The organism is Yoonia sp., from assembly GCF_965660735.1.
Classification (GTDB): Bacteria; Pseudomonadota; Alphaproteobacteria; order Rhodobacterales; family Rhodobacteraceae; genus Yoonia.
Genome location: NZ_CBFIBD010000002.1, coordinates 200,399 through 222,800, shown reverse-complemented (window position 1 = coordinate 222,800; position 22,402 = coordinate 200,399). Strand labels below are relative to the sequence as shown.

At 60.0% G+C, this 22,402-nt stretch carries 26 protein-coding genes and 1 tRNA gene; 18 read left to right on the top strand and 9 right to left on the bottom strand.

Translation table 11 applies throughout. From position 1 onward, the window contains the following. Positions 1-131 precede the first annotated feature (131 nt). From ACTG4B_RS02420 to ACTG4B_RS02405, 4 genes are all read right to left on the bottom strand, one after another. Positions 132-208, bottom strand: a tRNA-Arg gene (locus ACTG4B_RS02420). Positions 209-269: 61 nt separating this feature from the next. Beyond that, positions 270-1,670, bottom strand: a complete 1,401-nt coding sequence (locus ACTG4B_RS02415; protein ID WP_439154080.1) for a sensor histidine kinase — start codon at positions 1,668-1,670, stop codon at positions 270-272. A gap of 18 nt (positions 1,671-1,688) precedes the next feature. Beyond that, complete coding sequence (locus ACTG4B_RS02410; protein WP_439154079.1) at positions 1,689-3,107, bottom strand: dihydrolipoyl dehydrogenase family protein; 1,419 nt, start codon at positions 3,105-3,107, stop codon at positions 1,689-1,691. A gap of 3 nt (positions 3,108-3,110) precedes the next feature. Then, entirely contained in the window at positions 3,111-3,833 is a 723-nt protein-coding gene (locus ACTG4B_RS02405; protein WP_439154078.1) for a TVP38/TMEM64 family protein, read from the bottom strand. Positions 3,834-4,133: 300 nt separating this feature from the next. Between ACTG4B_RS02405 and rpmH the strand changes: the two genes are divergently transcribed. The 3 genes from rpmH to yidD are packed head-to-tail and all read left to right on the top strand — an operon-like array spanning position 4,134 to position 4,893. After that, positions 4,134-4,268, top strand: coding sequence for a 50S ribosomal protein L34 (gene rpmH / locus ACTG4B_RS02400; protein WP_007204042.1), 135 nt, complete (start codon positions 4,134-4,136; stop codon positions 4,266-4,268). Positions 4,269-4,282: 14 nt separating this feature from the next. Then, positions 4,283-4,675 carry a ribonuclease P protein component gene (rnpA, locus tag ACTG4B_RS02395; protein ID WP_439154077.1) on the top strand — a complete coding sequence of 131 codons (393 nt, stop codon included), beginning with the start codon at positions 4,283-4,285 and terminating at the stop codon, positions 4,673-4,675. Further along, complete coding sequence (yidD, locus tag ACTG4B_RS02390) at positions 4,672-4,893, top strand: membrane protein insertion efficiency factor YidD (RefSeq protein ID WP_439154076.1); 222 nt, start codon at positions 4,672-4,674, stop codon at positions 4,891-4,893. The genes rnpA and yidD overlap by 4 nt, the downstream gene beginning before the upstream one ends. A gap of 22 nt (positions 4,894-4,915) precedes the next feature. Here the strand turns inward: yidD and ACTG4B_RS02385 are convergent, their stop codons facing one another. Beyond that, entirely contained in the window at positions 4,916-5,452 is a 537-nt protein-coding gene (locus ACTG4B_RS02385) for a DUF3833 family protein (protein ID WP_439154075.1), read from the bottom strand. Between the two features lie 84 nt (positions 5,453-5,536). Here ACTG4B_RS02385 and ttcA point away from each other — a divergent pair, with 84 nt between their 5' ends. The 6 genes from ttcA to ACTG4B_RS02355 all read left to right on the top strand — a co-directional run bounded on the left by ttcA (position 5,537) and on the right by ACTG4B_RS02355 (position 11,228). Then, positions 5,537-6,397, top strand: a complete 861-nt coding sequence (ttcA, locus tag ACTG4B_RS02380; protein WP_439154074.1) for a tRNA 2-thiocytidine(32) synthetase TtcA — start codon at positions 5,537-5,539, stop codon at positions 6,395-6,397. A gap of 5 nt (positions 6,398-6,402) precedes the next feature. Continuing rightward, positions 6,403-6,924, top strand: coding sequence for a hypothetical protein (locus ACTG4B_RS02375; protein ID WP_439154073.1), 522 nt, complete (start codon positions 6,403-6,405; stop codon positions 6,922-6,924). Between the two features lie 36 nt (positions 6,925-6,960). After that, positions 6,961-8,496 (top strand): PstS family phosphate ABC transporter substrate-binding protein, encoded by a 1,536-nt coding sequence (locus tag ACTG4B_RS02370; protein WP_439154072.1) that lies wholly within the window; start codon positions 6,961-6,963, stop codon positions 8,494-8,496. Next, positions 8,484-9,419 carry an ROK family protein gene (locus ACTG4B_RS02365; RefSeq protein WP_439154071.1) on the top strand — a complete coding sequence of 312 codons (936 nt, stop codon included), beginning with the start codon at positions 8,484-8,486 and terminating at the stop codon, positions 9,417-9,419. The genes ACTG4B_RS02370 and ACTG4B_RS02365 overlap by 13 nt, the downstream gene beginning before the upstream one ends. Then, positions 9,416-10,540 carry an N-acetylglucosamine-6-phosphate deacetylase gene (locus tag ACTG4B_RS02360; protein ID WP_439154070.1) on the top strand — a complete coding sequence of 375 codons (1,125 nt, stop codon included), beginning with the start codon at positions 9,416-9,418 and terminating at the stop codon, positions 10,538-10,540. Before ACTG4B_RS02365 ends, ACTG4B_RS02360 begins: the two co-directional genes overlap by 4 nt. 82 nt (positions 10,541-10,622) lie before the next feature. Then, positions 10,623-11,228 carry a LolA family protein gene (locus tag ACTG4B_RS02355; protein WP_439154069.1) on the top strand — a complete coding sequence of 202 codons (606 nt, stop codon included), beginning with the start codon at positions 10,623-10,625 and terminating at the stop codon, positions 11,226-11,228. A 116-nt stretch (positions 11,229-11,344) separates the two neighbouring features. Here ACTG4B_RS02355 and ACTG4B_RS02350 read toward each other — a convergent pair whose 3' ends face one another. Together ACTG4B_RS02350 and ACTG4B_RS02345 are read right to left on the bottom strand one after the other, a co-directional pair. Further along, positions 11,345-11,935 (bottom strand): transglycosylase SLT domain-containing protein, encoded by a 591-nt coding sequence (locus tag ACTG4B_RS02350; RefSeq protein WP_439154068.1) that lies wholly within the window; start codon positions 11,933-11,935, stop codon positions 11,345-11,347. Between the two features lie 75 nt (positions 11,936-12,010). Then, the gene (locus tag ACTG4B_RS02345; RefSeq protein ID WP_439154067.1) at positions 12,011-12,892 is read right to left on the bottom strand and encodes an AEC family transporter; all 882 of its coding nucleotides are present in this window, start codon (positions 12,890-12,892) and stop codon (positions 12,011-12,013) included. An 80-nt stretch (positions 12,893-12,972) separates the two neighbouring features. On the opposite strand from ACTG4B_RS02345, the gene hspQ reads away from it, so the two are divergent. Next, entirely contained in the window at positions 12,973-13,299 is a 327-nt protein-coding gene (gene hspQ, locus ACTG4B_RS02340; protein ID WP_439154066.1) for a heat shock protein HspQ, read from the top strand. Between the two features lie 13 nt (positions 13,300-13,312). On the opposite strand, the gene ACTG4B_RS02335 is transcribed toward hspQ, so the two are convergent. After that, complete coding sequence (locus tag ACTG4B_RS02335; protein WP_439154065.1) at positions 13,313-14,152, bottom strand: fumarylacetoacetate hydrolase family protein; 840 nt, start codon at positions 14,150-14,152, stop codon at positions 13,313-13,315. Positions 14,153-14,269: 117 nt separating this feature from the next. Here ACTG4B_RS02335 and yaaA point away from each other — a divergent pair, with 117 nt between their 5' ends. The 4 genes from yaaA to ACTG4B_RS02315 are packed head-to-tail and all read left to right on the top strand — an operon-like array spanning position 14,270 to position 16,398. Beyond that, entirely contained in the window at positions 14,270-15,043 is a 774-nt protein-coding gene (gene yaaA / locus ACTG4B_RS02330; RefSeq protein WP_439154064.1) for a peroxide stress protein YaaA, read from the top strand. Positions 15,044-15,103: 60 nt separating this feature from the next. Then, entirely contained in the window at positions 15,104-15,340 is a 237-nt protein-coding gene (locus ACTG4B_RS02325) for an Lrp/AsnC ligand binding domain-containing protein (RefSeq protein ID WP_439154063.1), read from the top strand. 5 nt (positions 15,341-15,345) lie between these two features. Then, entirely contained in the window at positions 15,346-16,116 is a 771-nt protein-coding gene (locus ACTG4B_RS02320) for an aspartate dehydrogenase (RefSeq protein ID WP_439154062.1), read from the top strand. Positions 16,117-16,125: 9 nt separating this feature from the next. Further along, positions 16,126-16,398 carry a hypothetical protein gene (locus tag ACTG4B_RS02315; RefSeq protein ID WP_439154061.1) on the top strand — a complete coding sequence of 91 codons (273 nt, stop codon included), beginning with the start codon at positions 16,126-16,128 and terminating at the stop codon, positions 16,396-16,398. A 71-nt stretch (positions 16,399-16,469) separates the two neighbouring features. On the opposite strand, the gene ACTG4B_RS02310 is transcribed toward ACTG4B_RS02315, so the two are convergent. Next, entirely contained in the window at positions 16,470-17,645 is a 1,176-nt protein-coding gene (locus ACTG4B_RS02310; RefSeq protein ID WP_439154060.1) for an acetyl-CoA C-acyltransferase family protein, read from the bottom strand. 145 nt (positions 17,646-17,790) lie between these two features. Here ACTG4B_RS02310 and ACTG4B_RS02305 point away from each other — a divergent pair, with 145 nt between their 5' ends. From ACTG4B_RS02305 to ACTG4B_RS02290, 4 genes are read left to right on the top strand one after another with little or no spacing between them, the layout of a single operon-like run. After that, on the top strand, positions 17,791-18,447 hold the full coding sequence (locus ACTG4B_RS02305) for an ABC transporter ATP-binding protein (protein WP_439154059.1): 657 nt from the start codon (positions 17,791-17,793) through the stop codon (positions 18,445-18,447). Then, positions 18,444-20,828, top strand: a complete 2,385-nt coding sequence (locus ACTG4B_RS02300; RefSeq protein WP_439154058.1) for an ABC transporter permease — start codon at positions 18,444-18,446, stop codon at positions 20,826-20,828. Before ACTG4B_RS02305 ends, ACTG4B_RS02300 begins: the two co-directional genes overlap by 4 nt. Further along, complete coding sequence (locus ACTG4B_RS02295; protein ID WP_439154057.1) at positions 20,818-21,843, top strand: lipocalin-like domain-containing protein; 1,026 nt, start codon at positions 20,818-20,820, stop codon at positions 21,841-21,843. The genes ACTG4B_RS02300 and ACTG4B_RS02295 overlap by 11 nt, the downstream gene beginning before the upstream one ends. Then, positions 21,836-22,393, top strand: coding sequence for a pyridoxamine 5'-phosphate oxidase (locus ACTG4B_RS02290; RefSeq protein ID WP_439154056.1), 558 nt, complete (start codon positions 21,836-21,838; stop codon positions 22,391-22,393). Before ACTG4B_RS02295 ends, ACTG4B_RS02290 begins: the two co-directional genes overlap by 8 nt. The last annotated feature ends 9 nt before the right edge of the window (positions 22,394-22,402 follow it).

The following is a 22,402-nucleotide window of genomic DNA, read 5'->3' as shown; positions in this document are numbered from 1 at the left end:
CTGTAGAGCGGTTTCGATTCAGCTCATTGCTGAACATACAAAATCATCCTTTCACATCACAAACACGCGACTAAACAGAGACTAAAAACAAAAAAAGGCTCAGCGATAAATCTCTAAGCCTTTGAATTATTTGGCGGACTGGGGAGGATTCGAACCCCCGACCCCTTGATTCGTAGTCAAGTACTCTATCCAACTGAGCTACCAATCCGCGTGGGCCGTGATTTAGCCTTCTGCGCTGCGTGATGCAAGGGGCAATTGGGATTCTTTGTTCATTCGGCCGCCGGTGCAAGCGCAAGGTCGGCTTTGGGGAGTTGGATCATGAATGTTGTGCCGGATTCATCCGTGCGTTGCAGCTCAAGCCGGCCGCCATGGCCGCGGATCAGGTCGGCGGCAATCACCAGGCCCAGACCTGATCCGCCTTTACGAACACCCCCTTGAAACGGCTGGAATAAATGTTCCTGCGCTTTCTTTGGCAGGCCGGGGCCAGTGTCCGTCACGGTCAGGCGCCAGGCGTTATCGTCTTCGCCCGCCTTCAGACAGATTTCTCCCGGCTCGCCCGTGGCCATGATCGCTTGCCGGGCGTTGCGCACCAGGTTGAAGATCACACGGAACAGCTGTTCACCATCGGCGCGCAGGGTCAGCGTGGCTGGAATGTCCTCGGCGAACGACAGGGGGTAGTCGCCTGCCGCAAGTCTTTCGCTATCAATCACGTCGTTGACGATACCGGACAGATTTACCCGGGCCAGCGCGGGGGCTGCCTCATCGACCCGGCCAAAGGCCAGAGTCGTCTCACACAGGTTCACGGCACGGGTAATTGACCCCACCAGTTTGGGCGCCATCCGTTTGACCAGCGGGTCGTCAGAACCTTCGATCCGGTCCACGAAAAGCTGCGCCGAGGTCAGAATGTTGCGCAAATCATGGCTAACCTTGGCGACGGCCCCGCCAAGCTGGGCCAGCCGTTCCTTTTGTTTCAATGCACCGGTCAGCTGTGTCTGCATCATTTGCAGGGCTTCTTCGGCATCGCGCAATTCGCGCACGCCAGCGGTGGGCTGGATGATCTGGCGCGCGTCTTCGGGTGCGTCTGCATAACTTTTCATGTGGTCCACGACCCCCTTGATCGGACGCACCAGCAAAACCTGCACCGACCAGAACAGCAAGACCGCAGTGATGATCGAAATGACAGCCGACAGGAACAGCACGTTGCGCCCATATTCCAGCATGGCCGCGCGCAGTGGCATTTCATCCATTGTGACTTCGATCAACAGACCGCCATCGCGCACAGGGTTGCCAATGACCCGGATGATCCGTTCATTAGTATCGACCAGCGTGCGCATCGCATCGGCAATCAATTTCGTGGCTGTAGGTTCCCGCATGTCGTAGGTGGCCTTGATCGGCGAGGGAATAGGCGAGGACAGCACCAGCTGCCGGGACTGATCACGCCGTAAAACCACGTTATACACTTCGGCGTTTTCCAGCAGTTCGGCGGCCAGATCGGAACTGATCATATCGTCAGCCTCCACCGCCAGCGATGCGATCTGCGCCCGTTCAAGACGGGCCAGCAAGTAATCCTCGCGGAAACGGGCGACGGATGGCACAAAGATGAACACTTCGGCCAGCATCACGAAGATGATCGTGAGGATCAGGAAACGACCTGACAGAGTATTGAACATATGCCTCGCCTTGTGCGATCAGGGCAACCAGCGCTGGATCAGGCCCACCACTTTCTTGACCGTGTCGCTTTCAAACAGTCTGGGGCTAAAATAGGCACCTGCAACCCGTTTGTTAACCTCACTAATCGTGGGGTAGGGAAGAACGGTGTTGGCGATGGCCGACATCTTCATCTTGTTGGCGATCGCCATGGCCCACATGCCGATCAACTCGCCAGCCATATGCCCGGCAATCGACGCGCCGACAGGCCGCCCCCTGACCACCATGACCTTGATCAGGCCCTTTGTCTTGCGTTCCGCGATCAGGCGATCGTTGTGGTGAAAATCGAACCGGACAACCTCTAGCGTGCTGGCGTATTTCTTGCGCGCCTGTGCCTCGGTCAGCCCGACCTGCGCCAGTTCGGGGTCGGTGTAGGTGGCCCATGGGATGTGATCGGTGCGCTGTTTCGAGGGCAGTCCAAACAGGATCGCGCGGATCAGCACGCCGGCATGATATCCGGCCACATGGGTGAATTGCAGCCCGCCGGCCACATCACCCGCGGCATAGACTCGTTTATTGCTGACAGATCGCAAGTCAGGCCCAACCTTCAGCCCGCTGCGATCATAGGCGACGCCGCCCGCATCCAGATCCAGCTTGTCGGTATTGACCTTGCGACCCACGGCCATCAGCAAATGCGAACCTGTGAAATCGCCCTTGGGTGTATGCACGGTGATCGTGTCGCCCTTGCCGCTGATTTTATCGGCCTGCGCGTCTTCCACGATGTTGACACCTTCGGCGCGCAGGTTCTCCAGCACGATTTCGGCCATTTCGGGATCGTCCTTACCGAACGCCTTCATCCCTTCGATGACGGTCACGTTGCAACCTAGGCGACGATGGGCCTGTGCCATTTCCATCCCGATCGGGCCGCCGCCGATGACGATCAGGTGCTTGGGTTTGTCCCGCAGATCAAAGATGTTTTCGTTGGTGTAATAGGCTACATTTTCCAACCCGGGGATCGGTGGCACAAACGGGCCAGAGCCGGTGGCGACGACGAATCGCCGTGCTGTGATCACGGTGTCGCCTGCCTGCACTTCGGTTTTCGAGATGAAGCGCCCGAATTCCTGAATGACCTGAACGCCAAGCCCTTCGAAGCGTTCCACGCTATCGACGGGGGCGATGGTGGCGATCACGTCGGCGACATGATCCTTGGCGGCCCCGTAATCGACCGACGGGTCAACATTGCCGATGCCGTACTTCGCACCGTGCGCCATGGCATTGGCCTGCTTGGCCGACGCAATCAGCGCCTTGGATGGCACGCAGCCATAGTTCAGGCAATCGCCGCCCATCTTGTGGCCTTCCAGCAGAACCACCGATGCCCCCATCTGCACCGCGCCTGCGGCCACCGACAGCCCGCCTGATCCGCCGCCGATGACGCAAATATCTGTCTTGATCCGGTTCATGTCCTACAGACCTTTCTTGCCGCGCAGGGCCTTGATGAGAATTGGAAGCGCAGCCAGCGCGCACAGCCCCAGAATGGGCAGCAGAATGGCCGGTTCAAAGATGATGCCAAGGTTGGGGGTCTCGCCGCGCGCGAAAACCTCGCCCAGACCGGCCCCGACCGATGTATAGACGACGCCGCCGGGAATAATGCCCAGAAAGGTCGAAATCGCAAAGCGTGACAGCGGCACGCCGACCAGCGCAGGCACCAGATTCGCCACAAAGAACGGAACGGCAGGCACCAGACGGATCAGGAACAGCATTTCCCACTGGTTGTTGTCGATCCCCTCCTTGATCCGCTTCACCGATCCTTCGGAGGCTTCCATTCTTGCAGCCATCCGCTCGCCCAAGCCCAGGCGCGCCGCCTGAAAGATGATGATCGCGCCAAGCGTGGCACCTGTGATATTGAACACCGCCCCGGGGAAGGTGGAAAACAGAAAACCGCCCGTCAACGTGGCGATTGTGGCCCCTGGCAGGGAAAATGCGACAATGACGATATATGCTGCGATGAAGACAGCGACGGTTGCCGCATAGTTAGCATCACGAAATGCGATCAGTGCCTCGCGATTGTCAGCCAACGCCTGAAACGACAGATAGTCGCGCAGATACACCGCGCCCAGAACCGCCACGATCAGAATCGTGATCAGCGGTAGCCTGCGCAAGAGCGGGTGAGCATTTTTTGGCGTCATTTCATGCATCGTTCGAGTCCTGTGATCAAGTGCGGCACGCGATCCTAGATGACCGCAAGCGCCCGATTGCGATACCCTCATCACGGCGCATTGATGTAAACGGGTCCGCTTGTTTCAGTTTTGGAGGGTCCGGACGTGATCATTGAAACATTTGATGCCCCTGAAATGTCCCGATTGTTGCAATTTGACCCCGGGATGCGCGTTGACAGCGGGGCGGCTCCGCTCTAAAGGACGGGTCTGAATTGTTGATCGGCTTCGAATCCTGCGTTTTGGATTTGGCCCCAGACCGGAGGACACGCGATGAAGCGTACGTTCCAACCATCCAATCGGGTTCGCAAGAACCGCCACGGCTTTCGCGCACGCATGGCCACCAAGGCCGGGCGCAAGATCCTGAACGCACGTCGCGCCAAGGGTCGTGCGAAGTTGAGCGCGTAAGCGCGTCCAGTTTCTTGACTGATTCGAAACCGCCGGTTGGGCCTGATGTGGGCACTCCGGCGGTTTCCGTTTGTTTGCAGGTTCTGACGCAGCGCGCCGATTTTCTGCGCGCGTCGCATGGGCGCAGACATGCGACCCCGGGTATTCACTTGCAAGCCCGCAAACGTGCCGAGGGTGACGCGCAGGGAATACGCGTCGGCTATACATGTTCCAAAAAGGTCGGGAATGCTGTTGCCCGCAACCGGGCCAAACGTCGCTTGCGCGAAGTGGCGCGGGTCGTCCTACCCGAAAATGGCCGCGATGGCTGGGATTATGTGCTGGTCGGACGCAAGGACACCACGGCGACTTTGCCGTTTGATGCACTTGTCGCCGATTTGAAACGCGCGTTGCGCAAGGTGCATACATGACACCGCTTGCCTATATCATATCACTGCCTGTGCGGGCTTACCGGGCGGTGTTGTCGCCGTGGGTCGGGCATGGCTGCCGCTATCAGCCAACCTGTTCGGCCTACGCGCTGGAGGCCCTGGAAAAGCATGGTGCGATCAAGGGAAGCTGGTTGGCAGCGCGCCGGATCGGGCGCTGTCATCCGCTGGGCGGTTCGGGTATCGACAACGTCCCGGACTGAAGATTTTTCGCGAAAAATCTTGTCACTCTTTTTCGAACGATATCGTCACGGTGCCTATGTCGACTCCGTAGCGTTTGACATAGGCAAGGTTCAGCAGCCGATCTTCGGCCAGTAGCCACATCCAGTCATCAAATGTGACCCGCATCGTGTCTGACGTGCCATCGGCGGACGGGATCGGCAGGTCAATCTCGTATGCCCAGTTGAACCTGTTGTCCTGTTCCTGCCCTGTGGCTTGCCCGATTACACCGGGCGCCGTGCCGGTCCAGCTGTCCGGGCCGGTTTTGGTCAGCGTCCAGATGCGCTGTTCCGTTGATCCGTCTTCATACGTGAAATCCTCGACCAGTCGCAGGCGTTCATTGTCCCAGTCACCGCGGATCGTCACGACGAAACTGCGCCGCACGGTACCAAGGATGTCCTGGAATTGCCCATAGGCGACAAGGTCGCCGTCAAAGAAGTCCTCAAGGTTCAGCTTGCGGTCGCTCAGGCTGGGGTCGTCGAATGACGGTTTGCCGGTGCAGGCGGCCAACAAGGCAAGAAGGGGCAGGATTAGCAGACGCATTCAAAACTCCTTTTCTATTCTACGCGGGACGACGACATTCGGATGCCTCTAGGCAGGGCCGCGGCATTCTGGCATATCCGCCCCATGCTAGATGATGCTGATGACATTCACCCCCTGTTCTACGGTGCGCCAAAAACCACCGAGTTCAAGAAGCTGCGCAAGCGGATCATTCAAAACGTCCGCGAGGCGGTGGATCATTACGGTATGGTCAATCGTGACCCTGACGCGCCTGCCGCAAAATGGCTGGTCTGCCTGTCAGGGGGCAAGGACAGCTATACCCTGCTGGCCGCGCTGTATGAATTGAAATGGCGCGGGTTACTGCCGGTTGATCTGGTCGCCTGCAATCTGGATCAGGGCCAGCCGGGGTTTCCGGCGACGGTTTTGCCGGAATTTCTGAAAAAGATGGGCGTGGCGCACCGGATCGAATATCAGGACACCTACTCCATCGTCATGGACAAAGTGCCGACCGGGCGGACGTTCTGTGCACTGTGTTCACGGCTGCGGCGCGGCAACCTGTATCGGGTCGCCCGCGAGGAAGGATGTTCAGCGGTCGTACTTGGCCATCACCGCGACGATATACTTGAAACATTTTTCATGAACCTGTTCCACGGTGGGCGGTTGGCCACAATGCCGCCCAAGCTGGTGAACGAAGAAGGCGACCTGTTTCTGTATCGTCCCCTGGCCCATGTGGCCGAGGCGGATTGCGAAAAATTTGCCCGGGCGATGAACTATCCAATCATTCCCTGCGATTTGTGCGGATCACAGGATGGATTGCAGCGCCAGCAGGTCAAGCAGATCCTGGATGGTTGGGAAAAAAACAGCCCCGGACGCAGGCAGGTCATGTTCCGGGCACTGATGAATGCGCGCCCTTCGCATCTGCTTGACCCCAAGCTGTTTGATTTTTCCGGGTTGGAAACAAGGCCGACATCGCCCCCCGCCGCTTAAGTGGCGTGTCACGTTGTCTTGGCGCACCGGACCAAAGCCTTTTGCAGCGTCGCAATTCGCAGCAAGCACAGGCAAATCTGCCAAAAATAGAGGCATTGTTTGCAGTTGCAGCATCTGCGCGATCCAAGAGCCGCTTCTTGCCTTTGCATCGGTCGCAAACGTGGCATGATGATCATAGACGTCGGGCAGGCGATCTGATCCCTCCATCTGATTTTGCCGCCGCGTCACAAGGCATTACCGTCCGATATGCCACGCACCTCCCTCCCGCGTGGTCATGTCGGGCGGTTTTGTCTTTGACCGGAGTGTTAATGATTCTGTTGTCGACCGATATCAAATATCATGAAAATGTGGCAAATGCTGGCGCGCGCAGCTTTGCCGCCCGCGCTTCACAGGCTGAAAATCTCGAAAATAAAGGGACAAAAGAATTGTTTCCTGTAAATGAACAATATTGCGTTCATTCCGGGTTGCATCCAATTTTTGCCAGTATTCTATGTTTTTTGTCTTTCAGCGCGGAAAAAAGCCGCTAGGTCTAAACGAAAACGTCACTGGAGAGCCGAGATACAATGTCAAATAAATTTGCCGCCTCACTGTTCCTTGCGGTGACACCAGTTGTCGCTTTTGCTGAACCTGTTGAACTGAGATCGACCGATGGTTTCATTAGCGTCGAGGGCGAGGTCGTAGGATTTAACGGCAGCATGGCCTTTGTCGAAACCTCGGTCGGTCGGGTCAGCGTCCCTGTGTCAGAGGTGGGTTGCTATGGTGCGGGTTGCACCAGCCTGTTGGCAAACAATGATTTTGGCCTGTCCGCTGCGGATTTGCAGGGTGTCTTTGCCGGTGGCGAAGCAATCGAAGCGGTCGTTGCAGCGGACGCAACGACACAAGCGCTGAGTGTTTCGCTTGCGGATGCCAAAATCGCAGGTCTGTTTGAGACGCTTTCAACGGTTTTTGCCGATGGCGGCGAAGCTGCACCAGTGTCGATTGTGGAGGATGCCGAAGCGGGCGATATCAACATCACGACCACGCCGCTGACCGGATCTGCCGATTTGCAATATCCGTCGCCCGCTGACTGGGCGATGACGACGCAGCCAACGCATCAGATGCTGGGACTTGACGCATTTGCTGTCATCGCACCCGGCAACGTGGGGGTTAACGCGGTTTCGGTTGCCCAACTGGCTGCGATCTATGCAGGCGAAATCACGAATTGGTCCGAGCTTGGCGGCACGAATACCGCGATCCTGCCCCTGCAACTGCCAAAGGGCGCGCCGAGCCGCATGGAGCTTAACCGCATTGTAATGGCGCCCCAGGGAAAAACGATCGCTGACAGCGTCCTGATCATGGCAGACGAGCAAGGCATCGCAGCCTCCGTCAACCAGTTTCCCGGCAGTATCAGCGTCGTCGGGCTGGACAGTATCGGTGATACCCAGACGCTTGCGGTGTCAGGCTCTTGTGGTCAGCCGGTTACGCCAACCGCGTTCAATATCATATCAGGTGACTATCCTTTGTTGCGGCCTGTCATGGCCAACTACAGCCAAGCGGTGAATGCACCGCAGGTACGTGCGCTGTTCGATTTTGCAACCAGCCCGGATGTGCAAGACCTGTTTGCTGCTTCAGGTTATCTGAACCAGACAGCAACGATACAAAACGGTGTGGACAAGAACGCGCGGCTGAACACGTTGCTGACCGCCAACCTGAACGATGCCGAACGCATGGCAGCGGCACAAATGTTCCAGGATATGTTTCCGGCGGACCGGCTATCGCCGACCTTCTATGGTGGTCCCGCCAGCGGGCCCGAGGGTGCTTGGAACCGTGCCATGTTCCGCTCGCTCGAGTCGCTGCTGAACGAACCTGAATTTACTGACCGCGAGATTATTTTTGTTGGCTACGCCACCAGCACAAATGGCACCGATGCCGCCATCAATATATCGCGCGAGGCTGCCGCCGCAGTGCAGGCCGCGTTCAACCAATACGCACCTGAAACCATCTCGACGAACCGTCTGCGGTTTTCTGCCCGTGGATTTGGAACGGTTGCGCCGGTCACGTGTTACAGCGGCCAGGTCAGCATCAACGCCTATAGCCGGGTTGAGGTGTGGGTGCGCTAATCCCTGAAAACTGCAAACTTGCCGCTTTGGGCATTGATCTGGGCGGCACAAAGATTGCCGCCCGGATCTTTGATGATCGCTGGCAGATCCAGCACGGCAGTCGCGTCGCGACGCCCGCCCGCTATGGGGATCTGATCGTTGCCTTGAAGGATCTGGTGCAATGGGCTGATGCCAAGGCTGGTGCCGCGCTGCCCGTCGGCATTGGGTCTGCCGGGCTGATCAATCCTGCTGATGGTCTGGCCTTGGCTGCAAATCTGGCCATTTCGGGCCACGCCTTTCCTGCCGATATCATACATGCCATCGGACGCAGGGTGACTTACCTCAACGACAGCCGCGCCCTGACCCTGTCAGAGGCCGTGCTGGGTGCCGGGCAGGGCGCGCGCACGGTCCTGGGCTTGATCCTGGGCACCGGTGTTGGTGGCGGTGTCGCTATTGAGGGGCGCTTGCTGGACGGCGCCGGTCATGTTGGGGGTGAATTTGGTCATGTCAGCGCAAGTGCCGCACTGGTGGCACAACATGGTTTGCCGCTGGTGCAATGCGGGTGCGGGCGCACGGGCTGTGTCGAGACGCTGATCAGCGGCGCGGGGCTGTCGCGCATCGGGGCCGTGACCATGGGGCAGCTGCTGGATGCGCCCGCATTGATCGCCCGGCGCAGCGCTGATCCGGGTGCGCAGGCCGCATGGGATATCTGGTGCGCATTGACGGCCGATCTGATCCGCAGCCTGATCCTGACGGTTGATCCTGATTGTATCGTGCTGGGCGGCGGGCTGTCGCAAATTCCCGGCATCGTTGCCGATTTACAGGCGGCGATGGCTGTTGCACAGTTCAGCGGTTTTCCGGTGCCGCCCGTTCATCTGGCCCAGGGTGGCGACACCAGTGGCGCCAGGGGGGCGGCCTATGCGGCCGTCATGGCGCAGGCATGACCGATCATTGGCTTGTGCCTGATGCCGTTTTTGATGGCCATATCCTGCGGCGGGGTATGGCTTTGCGCGTTGTCGATGGGGTCGTCACCGACCTGCAACCGCGGTCTGACCTGCCTGCAAACGCACAGACGCGCGTTGTTATGGGCACTGTCACCCCCGGTTTTGTCGATTTGCAGGTCAACGGTGGCGGTGGGGTTTTGTTCAATCACGATCCGACCCCTGAGGGGATCGCCGCGATCGTTGCGGCGCATCGGGCCTGTGGAACGGTGGCCATGATGCCGACTGTGATCACCGACGCACCCGAAGTGCTGGCGCGCGCCGGACAGGCAGCAATTGCCGCCCGCGACTTGCCCGGTTTTTCCGGGCTGCATATCGAGGGGCCACATATCGACTTGACACGACGCGGCACGCATCAGGCGGATTTTATCCGCCCCATGGATGATACAACGCTGGACCTTGTCACTGACCTGCGCCGCCACGGCATCGCCGTGATGATCACGCTGTCCCCCGCGGCCGCGACCCCTGCCCAGATCGGCGCACTTGCCGCGACGGGGGCCATCGTTTCGCTGGGTCATAGCGATGCGACAGCTGCGCAAACGCAGGTGGGGTTCGATGCGGGGGCGCGGGCCGTGACTCATCTGTTCAATGCCATGTCCCAGATGCAGGGGCGGGCACCCGGTGTTGTCGGGGCTGCGATAAATAGTGATGCTCACCTTGGGGTCATCTGCGACGGGGTGCATGTCGATGATATGATGCTGGCGCTGGCGATCCGCGCGCGGCCCCTGTCAGACCGGATGTTTCTGGTATCGGATGCCATGCCAACGGTCGGCGGGCCGGATCATTTCCAGCTTTACGGGCAGGACATCCGCCTGCGGGACGGTCGCCTGATCAATGCCCAAGGGAACCTGGCAGGGGCCCACGTCACGCAGGCGCAAGGGGTTGCGCGGCTGATCGGCCGGGTGGGGATTACCCCGCAAGATGCCTTGCGCATGGCGATCACGACCCCGGCCAACCTGATTGGCGCGGATCATCTGGCGCGGATCGTGGGGCGGCAAATTTCAGATACCGTCGTGCTGGATGCCGCATATGCCTTGTCGGCTATTGGTAATCATGCGGCGTGATATCGCCTAACAGATCATCATATGTTGGTCTGCGACGCATAAGGCAGGTGCAAACAGGCACGCCAGCACATATGTAAGGCAGATGATGAAACGTATCCTATTCACGCTCGCAGTGGTCGCGCTTGCGATCTATGCCGGTGCAGCATCGGCGCAGCAGTTGTCGCTCGCGCAGATTTCGCAATACCTCAATCAGTTGGAAACAGCCCAAGGGCGGTTTACCCAGGTCAACCCCGACGGATCGCAGATTTCAGGCACCATCTATATCAAACGTCCGGGGCGTATCCGGTTCGAATATGATCCGCCGGAAAGATCCATGGTTATCGCCGGCGGCGGGCAACTGGCGGTGTTTGATCCGCGCTCGAATACCGGGCCTGACCGTTTTCCGCTGAACCAGACGCCGCTGAACGTCATTTTGCAGCGCGATGTTGATCTGGCGCGCGCGCGCATGGTGACAGGGCAAAGCTATGATGGCACCTATACGGTCATCAACGCCCAGGACCCCGATCATCCCGAATACGGGGGCATTCAACTGGTGTTTAGCGCCGATCCGATTGCCTTGCGGCAGTGGGTCATCACGGATGACCTGGGCACACGCACCACCGTGGTCCTGACCGAACTGGTCGAAGGCGTCAGGATTGGCGATATTTTGTTCAACATCCGCGCTGAAATGCGCAAATGGGGTAATTAGAGCGTTTCGACGCCAGTTCCGGATATCCAATTCGACACGTCGCGTGCAACCGTCAGGCAGCGGCCGCCGCGGCGTGTGATGCCTGATGCGGTCGAAACGCTCTGGCGTCTGTCAGCTTAGCGTTTACGGCAAGACCGCAGTTGGGCGTCATAAAGAATCGCACGCGCCTCGACCTCTCCGGAGATGCGGATCAGCCAGCTTTTGGATCGCCATGTGCCGCGTTTGAACCCGGTGCGGCCATCGTGATAGGCCAGATACTGGTTGCGGGTGTCATAAATCGGCACACCGGTTTCCGTGACGGTCTGGGCCATATACCATCCCATGAAATCCGATGCGTCGTCGATGTTGTCGCGCCGCGCGCGCCGGCCACCAACGCTGTCCTGATATTCTTCCCATGTGCCATCCAGCGCCTGGCTATAGCCAAAGGCCGAAGATTGCCGCCCCACCGGGATCACCCCCAACGCATAGCGATGCGGCGTGCGGTTATTTCCGATGAATTTGCTTTCCTGATAGATGATCGCCATCAGGGACGGAACCGGAACCCCGTATTTCCGCTCGACCTTGCGGAAGGCCCGCAGGTATTCGGGCCGTTCTGACACGATGCTGCATGCGTCATCCAGCTGTCGCGGGGCAGAGTTGTATCCACTCCCGCCACTACAGCTGCCCAAAACCAGCACGGCAATCATCGCGCGAAAGATACTGCTCATCTGCCTCTCGCTTTTGTTTGTTTTTTTCGACCATAGCCGATCATGCCCGATCTGGGAATCCCAAAGAACGGCGGATCAGATCACAAATGCAAGGATCACCGGCAAAGCGAGAACGGCCAGCAGGGTAGAGGCCACAACAAGCCCTGCAACGGGTTGCGCATCTGCCCCGTATTTTTCGGCAAGCAAATAGGATGTCACTGCCACAGGCGTGGCGACCTGCACGATCAGGACCGCAGCCGCGACCGGGTCCAGCCCGAAAAGCCGCGCCGACGCCCAACCTGCGCCCAGACAGATCAGCAGCTTGGCCGCCGACAGCCAGACCGCCTGTGTCATGGCGCGCGTTTCAAGCCGCGCCACAGCCACGCCAAGCGTGATCAGCATCATCGGGATCGCCATCTGTCCGATCAATTCCAGCGCATTCGTCAGAAAGACGGGCGTTTCCCAGCCCTGCCACAAAAACACCGCGCCCAGAACCGTGGCGGCGACCAGCGGTTCCTGCACGACCCGTTTCAGCGATCCGCCCCCTGCCACGATCCAGATCCCAATGGTGAAGGACAAGATCGCCATGACAGCGAAAACAACCACGGCATAACCAAGCCCGATATCGCCAAAGGCGAACAATGCCAGCGGCAGGCCAAGGTTGCCGGTATTGCCGAATACCAACGGTGCCAGATAAGTCGGCACATCAAGACGTGCCAGCTTCACCAGCGCAAAACTGCCAGACATTACAAAGACATAGGCAGCAAGTGATGCCAGTGACAGGGCCGCCAATGCCTCTGGGTCGATTTCGGTTTTCATCAGGGCGACGAAAATCAGGCATGGCACCGAAAGGGTCATCGCCAGTCTGGTAACGAATTCGACCCGGTATTCGAAGCCAAGTTTGACCCAGGCGAAACCAACAGCCGCCAGCAGAAAGACCGGCGCGGTGATATTCAAGACTGTCAGTATGATGTTCACAGACTGTTTCCCTTATTTCTTTGCCCTGCCGGTAGACATCTACGCTGAAAAACCCATATGCTGGACGGGGGTGTAACGTAATGTTTCAGACGCGCGCAAAATATCATTTGGGTCAGGTGGTCCGCCATCGAAAGCATCCTTTCCGGGGTGTTGTGTTCGATGTGGACGCCATGTTTTCCAACACTGATGAATGGTATAACGCCATTCCCGAGGACAGCAGGCCCAAGAAAGACCAGCCGTTCTATCATCTTCTGGCCGAAAATGAGCAGAGTTTTTACGTTGCCTACGTGTCCGAACAAAACCTTGTCGCCGATTATTCGGGTGAACCGGTAGATCACCCTGACCTGGATGACCTTTTTGGTCCGTTCGAGGATGGTCTTTATCCGCTGCAGGTTCAATTGAACTGACCAGCCGCAGGCGTCAGCCTCCAAACGACCGGACCTCCTGCTGCATCTGTCCCAGTCCCGTGATTTGTGCGGTGACAGTATCTCCCGGCTTAAGAAACTCTTTTGGTTTGCGCCCGACACCCACACCGGGCGGCGTGCCCGTGATGATCACATCACCCGGCTGCAAGGTCACGAACCGGCTGACGAAGGCCACGATCTGCGGCACCGTAAAGATCATCGTGGATGTGTTTCCCGACTGCTTGGTGACGCCGTTCACCTGCAACAAAAGCTCCAGCGCCTGCGCATCGGGGATGTCGTCCTGTGTCACCAGCCACGGACCCAAGGGGGCAAAGCTGTCGCAAGATTTACCCTTGACCCACTGCCCGCCGAAATTCATCTGAAAATCCCGTTCAGACACATCGTTGGCGATGCAATAACCCGCCACATGATCCAGCGCCTCCGCCTCGGCTATGTGCTGTGCGGTGCGGCTGATCACGATGCCCAGTTCGATTTCCCAATCGGTCTTGGTCGATCCCTTGGGAATGATGATCGGGTCATGTGCGCCGGTGACCGGGCAGGCCTTCATGAATAAAACCGGGTGTTCCGGGATCGGCATATCCATTTCGGTGGCGTGGTCATGATAGTTCAGCCCGATGCAGAACAACCGGCGGATATCGCGCAGGATCGGGGCATAGTCCCCCTTGATTTCGGGCAGCTGCGAAACGTCCAGCGCGGCTAGCTTTTTCAGCATTGCGGGTGATATCTCGGCCTCGCTCAGATCGTCGACATGGTCGCTCAGATCGCGCAGCGCGCCGTTTTCGTCAACGGCGGCGGGCCGGATTCCATCTTCTGTGCGGATGCGACAAAGCTTCATGTTGGTTCTCCCGAATATTTGCCCCTTGATAGGGCGAACAACTGCCAAGGGCCAGAGGGCTGGTCATCGCAGCATTGCATGTTACATCCCACCCCAGACCAACAAAGGAAACTGCCCATGCTCGTCGTCATTTCGCCCGCCAAGTCACTGGATATGGAGCCGGTCGCGATCACGCCGACACAGCCGGTATTTCAGGACGATGCGGTGCGGCTGGCGAAAACCGCGCGCAACCTGACGCTGACGCAGCTAAAGGATCTGATGCACATTTCCGATGATCTGGCCCGCCTGAACCGCGATAGGTTCAAGGTGTTTCAGGCCGATCCCGCCCCGCAGGCGACCAAACCGGCAGCATTGGCGTTCAACGGTGACACCTATCAGGGGCTGGAGGCGAAAACACTGTCCGAGGACGATCTGCGCTGGGCGCAGGATCATCTGGCGATTCTGTCGGGGCTGTACGGGTTGCTGCGTCCGCTTGATGCAATTCAGCCATATCGGTTGGAAATGGGCAGCCGGTTGAAAACGCGACGGGGTAAGTCGCTGTATGACTATTGGGGCAACACCATCGCAACAGCGCTGAACGCGCAGGCGGCCGGGCAGGGCGCCGATACGCTGATCAATTGCGCCAGTCAGGAATACTTCGGCGCCGCCGACCGCAAGGTGCTGAAACTGCGGGTGATCACGCCCACCTTTATGGAGCTGAAAGACGGCAAGCCGCGCATCGTCAGCTTTTTTGCGAAACGCGCACGCGGGGCGATGGCGCGGTATATCGTGGAAAACCGGCTGACCGACCCGGATGATATCAAAGGGTTCGGCACTGGCGGCTATGCCTATGATGCCGATCTGTCGGACGGCGGCAAATGGGTGTTTCTACGCGATTATCCAACCGCCTGAGGGCTGGCATCTGCCTGATCTTTCTGGTCAACTTGACCCAACGACCAGAAAGGAACCGCGATGCATTGCGTCTTTATTTCGATCCGCTGCCGCCCCGGCACCGCCTATGATGTGGCCGATGCCATAGCACTGCGCGAAATCCATTCCGAACTTTATTCCACCAGTGGCGAATATGATCTGCTCGTCAAGATGTATATCCCCGAGGGCGAGGATGTGGGCAAATACATCAACGCAAACCTGCTGGATGTTCCAGGGATCGAACGGACGCTGACGACCCTGACATTCAAGGCGTTCTAAGGGCGATGCGGATCGCCATCATCGGTCACGGCGCGATTGCCACCTATGTCCGTGCGCATCTGCCGGAAGGTATTTTCGAGGTCGCACAGGTCGTCCGCCCCGGAAAAGACGCATCAGGCGATCCGCCCTGCATCAGCGCGATTGACGATCTGCCCGCAGATGTTCGCCTGCTAGTCGATTGCGGCGGTCACGCGGCCCTTGCGGCGCACGGTCCGGGTGCATTGGCGGGGGGGATCGATGTGCTGACCGTATCGCTGGGTGCGCTGGCGGATCAGGCGCTACATGATCAGCTGTTGGCCGCCGCGCAGACCGGCGGGTCAAAGCTGCAACTGGCCAGTGGTGCAATAGGGGGCCTTGATGCCCTGCGCGCCGCCTGCGTCGGCCCGATGCAAAGCGTGACCTACACCGGCCGCAAACCGCCAGCAGGCTGGCGCGGATCGCCTGCGGATGATGCCCTGGAGCTTGACGCGTTGACCGAGCCGAAAACGCATTTCACCGGCACAGCAAGGCAGGCCGCACTGGCCTATCCCAAGAACGCCAATGTTGCCGCCGCCGTTGCGCTGGCGGGCATCGGGCTGGATACCACGTGGGTGGAACTGATCGCCGATCCGCAAGCGCAGGGCAACACGCACGAAATCCATGCGGTCGGCCAGTTTGGCGAACTGCATTTCCAGATCACTGGCAAGGGCCTGCCCGACAACCCCCGCAGTTCCGCGTTGGCCGCAATGAGCGTGGTATCGGCACTGGCCGAGCGGCAAAAGTCCGTCTTGTTCTAGGCGGCAAATATGAAGATCAGACCCGCGTTCAAGTCAGACGCTTCGAGCATCGCCGCGATATCGCTGGAAGTTTGGCTGGGCACATGTATCCGCCGGGGCGTGAACGCTTTCTTCGCAGAATACGCATTGTCTGAATTCACGACGGACAGGATTGCCGCCTTGGTTGCCGCACCGAATGAGACCTTCATCGTCTCCGAAAACGCAGAGGGCATCGACGGTTTCATCCGGATCACATCGGGCAAATTCGCGCCCATTTCCGCATTCGGGATCAGGCTTATCTGAACAACATTATGACGCGTCAGATAGGCAAGCTCTGGTAGCGGTCGCAAATACCGCTACCCGCCAGCCGCGTATCAGATACGCTCAATCGCGAGCGCGATGCCCTGACCGCCGCCGATGCACATGGTGATCAGTGCGCGCTTGCCGCCGGTGCGTTCCAGTTCATACATCGCCTTGACGGTGATGATCGCCCCGGTGGCCCCCACCGGATGCCCCAGCGCAATCGCGCCGCCATTGGGGTTGACGCGCGCTGGATCGAATCCAAGCTCTTTGGACACGGCCAGCGCCTGCGCGGCAAAGGCCTCGTTCGATTCGATCACGTCGAAGTCGCCTGCTGACAGACCGGTTTTTTCCAGCAACCGGCGCACGGCAGGCACCGGGCCGATCCCCATCACCTCTGGCCGGACCCCGGCGATCCCATAGCCCAGAATGCGGAATTTCGGCGTCAGCCCTGCCTTGGCTGCTGCCTCTGCCGTGGCCAGCACGACGGCACCTGCGCCGTCGTTGATGCCCGATGCGTTGCCTGCGGTCACGCTCCCGTCTTTCTGGAACACCGGGCGCAGACCGGCCAGTGCCTCTGCCGTGGTTCCCTTGGGGTGTTCGTCGCGCGCAAAATCGACCATGTCGCGCTTGACGCGGACCTGCACCGGCGCGATCTGGCTGTCGAAATGGCCCGCCGCAATGGCCGCCGCGGCGCGGCGCTGGCTTTCCAGTGCAAAGGCGTCCTGTGCGTCGCGGCTGATCTGGTGTTCACCCGCCACATTTTCGGCCGTCACACCCATATGCCCGGTGCCAAAGGGACAGTTCAACGCGCCCAGCATCATATCAAGGCTGCGTACATCGCCCATCTTTGCGCCCCAGCGGGCATCGGGTACGATAAAGGGCGCGCGCGACATGTTCTCAGTTCCGCCAGCCAGCCCGAATTCCGCATCCCCAAGCATCAGCGACTGCGCAACAGAGATAATCGCCTGCACCCCCGACCCGCACAGGCGGTTGACGTTCATCGCCGGTGTCGCATCCGGCACGCCCGCCTGTATCGCGGCGACGCGGCTGACATACATGTCGCGTGGTTCTGTGTTGATGACATGCCCAAATGCCACATGGCCGATCTGCGCACCTGTCACACCAGCGCGTTCCAGTGCCGCCTTTGCGGCCACGGTGCCCAGCTCGATCGGCGGCGTGCCCGCCAGTGCCCCGCCAAAGGTGCCGATTGCCGTGCGTGCGCCGCCCAGAATCACGATCTCTTTCATATCAAACGTCCCTTGTTCATTTTCCCCCACCTTACCGCCGGTGATCGTGAGGAACAGCAAAACGTGAGGTCAAAACACTTTATCGTCGCAGAGCCGTTCCCACGCGGCAATCCCGTGTTAGATCAGGATACGGATGCGAGGGAACATGCTGCTGATCGTCAAGGATATTCGCAAGTCATACGCCACGGCTGACGGGCCGTTCACCGTGCTGGATGGGATCAACCTGACGCTGGACGCGGGTGAAACGCTTGCGCTGACCGGCGAGAGCGGCAGCGGCAAAAGCACGCTGTTGCACCTGATCGGCGGCCTGGATACGCCAGACAGTGGGCAGATCCTGCTGAACGACACGGAAATTGCCACCCTTGATGACAACGGGCGGGCGGCGTTGCGGCGTGGCACAGTTGGCGTCGTGTTTCAGCAATTCAACCTGATACCCAGCCTGAAAGTTGCCGATAATATCGCCTTTCAGGCGCGGCTGGCAGGGCGGCATGACCCCGCCTGGACCGCCGTCTTGGCCGACCGTATGGGGTTGACCAAGCAGCTGGGAAAATACCCGGAACAACTGTCTGGTGGCCAGCAACAAAGGGTCGCCATCGCGCGGACACTTGCGCCGAAGCCGCGCCTTGTGCTGGCTGACGAGCCCACCGGCAATCTGGATGAAGCGACTGCCGCCACCGTGCTGGATCTGATGCTGGAACTGGTCGCGCAAACCGGTGCAGGGCTGTTGATGGTGACGCACTCGCAGGCGCTGGCGGGACGGATGCAGCGCCGCCTGCACCTGCGGCAAGGCCGGATCGTATGACAGCCGCGGCCCTGCAAGCGCTATTATCGCATTGGTGGCGCAATCCGTTGCAATTGTTCACGCTGCTGGCAGGGCTGGCGCTGGCGACCGCACTGTGGTCCGGTGTGCAGGCTGTGAATGCCGAGGCGCGCGCCAGCTATGACGCCGCCGCTGCCACGCTGGGCGAAGGGCAATACGACAGGCTGGTCCGCCGCGACGGGCAACCGATGGATCAGGCGACATATATCGCGCTGCGGCGTGCAGGCTGGCTGGTCAGCCCGGTGGTGCAGGGGCGACTGAAAGATGTGCGGATCGTGGGGATCGACCCGCTTACGGCCCCCGGCGGAATCGGACCGGTCAGGCTGGTGCAAGGCGCTGATATCGCGGATTTCCTGACGGGCACAGGGCAGCTTTTCGCAAATGACGTAACGGCGGCGCGACTGCCGGACCTGCCCGTGATCATCAGCCCCGATACCGCGCCCGGCACGGCGATCACCGACATCGGGGTGGCGCAGCATCTGCTGGGCAAGGCAGGCCTGATCGATAGCCTGATCGTCGTGCCAAGCCAGCCACAGGGCCGCCCCCCGCTGGCAGATATCGCGCCCGGTCTGATCCGCCAGCAGGCGCAGGGCGGATCAGACATCGGCAGGCTGACGGACAGTTTCCATCTGAACCTGACCGCCTTTGGGCTTTTGTCCTTTGCCGTGGGGATATTCATCGTCAACGGTGCGATCGGGCTGGCGTTCGAACAACGCCGTCCGGTGATGCGCACGCTGCGCGCGCTGGGTGTGCCGTTACGGCGGTTGGTGGTGCTGATGGCGGCCGAACTGATGATCTTTGCGCTTGTGGCGGGAATATTCGGAGTGGCGCTGGGCTATGTCATTGCGGCGCTGTTGCTGCCTGACGTGGCCGCCACCTTGCGCGGGCTTTACGGGGCGGATGTATCAGGCATGCTGCAACTAAGGCCGGTCTGGTGGGTGTCGGGGCTGGTGATCGCGCTGGGCGGCACCGCCCTTGCTGCCAGTGGAGCGTTCTGGAAACTGGCGCGGATGCCGCTGCTGGCATCGGCGCAACCGCGTGCGCTGGTCATGGCGGCAGGCAAACGTGCACGGGTGCAGGCCCTTGTCGCGACCCTCCTCCTCGCCTTGTCAACCATTCTCATCTTCAAGGCCCAAGGCCTTGCGGCGGGGTTTGCCCTTTTGGGCGCGCTCTTGATTGGCGCGGCACTGGCGCTGCCACTGATCCTTGACCGGGTGCTGGCGCTGGCCAGTGGATTGGCACGGTCGGTGACGGCACAATGGTTCTGGGCGGATACGCGCCAGCAATTGCCGGGGCTATCGCTGGCGCTGATGGCGCTGCTGCTGGCGATGGCGGCCAATGTCGGTGTTTCAACGATGGTGTCCAGCTTTCGGCTGACCTTTACCGCCTTTCTGGATCAGCGGCTTGCATCGGAACTATACGTCAGCACCGACAGTGCGGCACAGACCGATGCGCTGATCGCCTTTGCCAGCACGCGCAGCGATGCCATCTTGCCGATCCAGTCGGCGGATACGCAGGTTGCCGGTTTCCCAACCGAGGTCTTCGGCACCCGCGATCATGCCACCTATCGCGACAACTGGGCGTTGCTGCAAAGCGGGCTGGACCCGTGGGATCGCACCTTTGCCGGTGACGCGGTGCTGATCAACGAACAACTGGCGCGGCGCGCGGGGCTGGCGATTGGTGACAGGATCAGCGTGCAGGATGTATCGCTGACAATTGTCGGAATTTACGGCGATTACGGCAACCCTATCGGGCAGGCGATTATATCAGAGGCGCTGTTCGCGCAGCTTTACCCCGACATCACCCCGCAGCGGTTTGGCCTGCGTATGGCCCGCGCGGACGTACCCGGCTTTGTCGATGCCCTTGAAGCGGCGACAGGCATCCCCGCCAGTCAGACCATCAATCAGGCTGGGATCAAGGCGTTTTCGTTGGCGGTGTTTGACCGGACATTCACCGTCACGACCGCGCTGAACATTCTGACGCTGGCGGTGGCAGGCTTTGCGATCTTGATGAGTCTGCTGACCCTTGCCACCATGCGCGTTCCGCAATTGGCGCCGGCCTGGGCAATGGGGATGACGCGGGCGCAACTGGGCCGGCTGGAGCTGTTGCGTGCAGTGCTGCTGGCGGTGCTGACGGCCATCGTTGCGCTGCCGCTGGGGCTGGTGCTGGCCTGGGCACTGTTGGCCATCGTCAATGTCGCGGCCTTTGGCTGGAAGTTACCGATGTATCTGTTTCCGGGCGATTATGCGCGGCTGGGGCTGTTCGCACTGCTCGCGGCGGTTCTGGCGGCCCTTTGGCCCGCCCGCAGGCTGGCCCGCACGCCGCCTGCCGATCTGCTCAAGGTGTTTTCAAATGAACGCTAAAATACTGATCCTTGCAATGCTTCCGGCGATGGCGCATGCGCAGGGCTTTGCAGGCCTTGGCACGGCTGCCGAAGGCTTCGCTGTGCCGCAGCCCGACCCCACATTCACTTTCCCCGCCGATCATGGCGCGCATCCCGATTACCGGATCGAATGGTGGTATCTGACGGCTAACCTGGCCGCCGCAGATGGCACACCTTACGGTCTGCAATGGACATTGTTCCGTTCCGCCCTTGCCCCGCAGGATGGCACGGGCTGGGATACGCCGCAGCTCTGGATGGGGCACGCTGCCGTGACGACGCCGACGGATCACCATGTCACCGAACGGCTGGCGCGCGGCGGGATCGGGCAGGCGGGTGTCACCGCAGACCCCTTTGCGGCATGGATCGACGACTGGACGCTGCAAGGCGACTGGCAGACAATGCAGATGACCGCGAGCGGCCCTGACTTTGGCTATGAGATGGCGCTGACCGCCCAAGGTCCGCTGGTGTTCCATGGGGAGGATGGTTATTCGGTCAAATCCGCCGCCGGGCAGGCGTCGTATTATTATTCGCAGCCGTTCTTTGACATCGCGGGCACGCTGCGCCTGCCGGATGGTGATGTGACGGTGACCGGGGCTGCTTGGCTGGACCGGGAATGGTCGTCGCAACCGCTGGCGGAAAACCAGACCGGCTGGGACTGGTTTTCGCTGTCGTTCGATGACGGCAACAAATTGATGGGGTTCCGGTTGCAACAGACGGACGGGAAAAATTACACCTCTGCCACGTGGATCACGCCAGATGGTAGCACGACGGCCTATGACGACGGGGCGCTGTTCGCCACGCCGCTGGCGGTGAACGCGCGTGATGTGCCCGTGACATGGCGTGTCGAACTGCCTGCAAGGGGAGTGGATGTGACCGTGCAGGCGATCAACGAAAACGCATGGATGGACACGACCGTACCCTATTGGGAAGGGCCAGTAGCGGTGACGGGCAGTCATGCGGGGCGCGGCTATCTGGAGATGACAGGCTATGACTGACTGGTTCGAAACCCTTGACGGTCTGCATGCGGCCGTTTGGGGCACGTTGTCACGCGGCGTCACCGACGCCAGCCATGTGGCCCGGCGTCCGACATTCGCCACCGTATCGCCCGGCAACTGGCCCGAGGCGCGCACGGTCGTCTTGCGGTCTGCCGACAGGGCGGGGGCCGCGCTGACCATTCACACTGATCTTTATTCTGACAAGATCGCCAGCTTGCGCAGCAGCCCCCGCGCGGCACTGCATATCTGGGACGCGGAACAGGTGCTGCAAATCCGTCTGCAAGCAGATGTGACCATTCAATCGGGGCCCGGGCTATTGCCGCTGTGGGACAGCATCCCCGACCATGCGCAGCAAAGTTATGGGGCCAGACCGCCGCCGGGTCGGCCGATTGCGCAGGCGCTTGATTATGCCAAACGGCCCGATCCCGCAACATTTGCCGTGCTGCACTGTGACCTTGCCTACATCGACGTCGTGCATCTGGGCGCGATCCACCGGAGGGCGTCTTTCTCACGTGATCGTCACTGGGGCGGACAATGGCTTTCCCCCTGACCGGCGCGC

Bases quoted from the DNA above. Each gene is read 5' to 3' on its own strand.
- ACTG4B_RS02385 (WP_439154075.1), bottom strand. From the start codon at position 5,452: ATGCGTCTGCTAATCCTGCCCCTTCTTGCCTTGTTGGCCGCCTGCACC.
- ACTG4B_RS02320 (WP_439154062.1), top strand. From the start codon at position 15,346: ATGCGGATCGCCATCATCGGTCACGGCGCGATTGCCACCTATGTCCGT.
- yidD (WP_439154076.1), top strand. From the start codon at position 4,672: ATGACACCGCTTGCCTATATCATATCACTGCCTGTGCGGGCTTACCGG.
- ttcA (WP_439154074.1), top strand. From the start codon at position 5,537: ATGCTAGATGATGCTGATGACATTCACCCCCTGTTCTACGGTGCGCCA.
- hspQ (WP_439154066.1), top strand. From the start codon at position 12,973: ATGTTTCAGACGCGCGCAAAATATCATTTGGGTCAGGTGGTCCGCCAT.
- ACTG4B_RS02360 (WP_439154070.1), top strand. From the start codon at position 9,416: ATGACCGATCATTGGCTTGTGCCTGATGCCGTTTTTGATGGCCATATC.
- ACTG4B_RS02315 (WP_439154061.1), top strand. From the start codon at position 16,126: ATGAAGATCAGACCCGCGTTCAAGTCAGACGCTTCGAGCATCGCCGCG.
- ACTG4B_RS02335 (WP_439154065.1), bottom strand. From the start codon at position 14,152: ATGAAGCTTTGTCGCATCCGCACAGAAGATGGAATCCGGCCCGCCGCC.
- ACTG4B_RS02325 (WP_439154063.1), top strand. From the start codon at position 15,104: ATGCATTGCGTCTTTATTTCGATCCGCTGCCGCCCCGGCACCGCCTAT.
- ACTG4B_RS02295 (WP_439154057.1), top strand. From the start codon at position 20,818: ATGAACGCTAAAATACTGATCCTTGCAATGCTTCCGGCGATGGCGCAT.
- rpmH (WP_007204042.1), top strand. From the start codon at position 4,134: ATGAAGCGTACGTTCCAACCATCCAATCGGGTTCGCAAGAACCGCCAC.
- yaaA (WP_439154064.1), top strand. From the start codon at position 14,270: ATGCTCGTCGTCATTTCGCCCGCCAAGTCACTGGATATGGAGCCGGTC.
- ACTG4B_RS02310 (WP_439154060.1), bottom strand. From the start codon at position 17,645: ATGAAAGAGATCGTGATTCTGGGCGGCGCACGCACGGCAATCGGCACC.
- ACTG4B_RS02415 (WP_439154080.1), bottom strand. From the start codon at position 1,670: ATGTTCAATACTCTGTCAGGTCGTTTCCTGATCCTCACGATCATCTTC.
- ACTG4B_RS02350 (WP_439154068.1), bottom strand. From the start codon at position 11,935: ATGAGCAGTATCTTTCGCGCGATGATTGCCGTGCTGGTTTTGGGCAGC.
- ACTG4B_RS02300 (WP_439154058.1), top strand. From the start codon at position 18,444: ATGACAGCCGCGGCCCTGCAAGCGCTATTATCGCATTGGTGGCGCAAT.
- ACTG4B_RS02370 (WP_439154072.1), top strand. From the start codon at position 6,961: ATGTCAAATAAATTTGCCGCCTCACTGTTCCTTGCGGTGACACCAGTT.
- ACTG4B_RS02290 (WP_439154056.1), top strand. From the start codon at position 21,836: ATGACTGACTGGTTCGAAACCCTTGACGGTCTGCATGCGGCCGTTTGG.
- ACTG4B_RS02355 (WP_439154069.1), top strand. From the start codon at position 10,623: ATGATGAAACGTATCCTATTCACGCTCGCAGTGGTCGCGCTTGCGATC.
- ACTG4B_RS02410 (WP_439154079.1), bottom strand. From the start codon at position 3,107: ATGAACCGGATCAAGACAGATATTTGCGTCATCGGCGGCGGATCAGGC.
- ACTG4B_RS02305 (WP_439154059.1), top strand. From the start codon at position 17,791: ATGCTGCTGATCGTCAAGGATATTCGCAAGTCATACGCCACGGCTGAC.
- ACTG4B_RS02405 (WP_439154078.1), bottom strand. From the start codon at position 3,833: ATGACGCCAAAAAATGCTCACCCGCTCTTGCGCAGGCTACCGCTGATC.